We start from the raw sequence: 789 nt of genomic DNA, 5'->3' as shown, positions 1-789 counted from the left end.
CAATCTTTCTTCTGGCTTTCATCAGTATTTGCAGTGTCTCTTTAGGTCTGAAATCTATCATGTTTTTTCTAAAGGGTGTTTGTAAATCAATACCCTGATATTCATAATATCGTTTCAATTCTGGTCTTAAATAGCCCTTATCTGCTCCCAGTAAACCGTAAATATCATTCGTAATTTCAGGTGCAACATCTCGCTCATCACAATGAGCAGGTGCAAAGGTATAACCCGAAATCATGCCTGAAAGATTAATGACGATATGAGCTTTGAAACCATAATATTTTTCTTGTTTTGCAGCACAATAACTAAAACCTGCGTATTCTTTAAAGTTTTTATGCTTTCTAGCTCTGGTATAACTACAGACAGGGAGTGGGAAGCCATCAATAAAGTGAATGTTATCTGAACCATAACGCTGAATGAGCTGTGCCATAATGGATTGACTGACATGCCACAGGTTTGCACAATGTTTACAGAAATTGGGATAAGATCCTAATTTTGGAAAACATTCTAACCAATTGTTTTTGAAATACATCCAAATATTTTTGTCTGTATCTAAACCAAGAAATTCACCTACTATTTGCATAGTGATGATTTCTGCATCAGTAACAGCAGGCGGAAAACCACGAGTTCTCAGGGGCTGAGTAACAACAATGGGATAAAGTTCTTCTATGATTACATAGACAAAAATGATAAATTCTTCAATGGACATAACTTTGCTTTAATTTCTTGGTGGAAACTAAAATAGGGTTATGTCCTTTTTATTTCAATCACTTAAAAAGTTGAGATTGGGGT

General features: G+C 35.1%; 1 protein-coding gene. It reads right to left on the bottom strand.

What is annotated here, in order from left to right; all coding sequences use genetic code 11:
• Positions 1 to 706 (bottom strand): IS982-like element ISAba9 family transposase (locus tag HMPREF0023_RS15935; protein ID WP_008942588.1); only part of this gene is annotated, 706 nt, incomplete at its 3' end.
• Positions 707 to 789 lie beyond the last annotated feature (83 nt).

The organism is Acinetobacter sp. ATCC 27244 (assembly GCF_000156555.1).
Classification (GTDB): Bacteria; Pseudomonadota; Gammaproteobacteria; order Pseudomonadales; family Moraxellaceae; genus Acinetobacter; species Acinetobacter haemolyticus.
The sequence above is the reverse complement of the archived record's forward strand: the minus strand, read 5'-3'. Positions and strand labels throughout refer to the sequence as shown.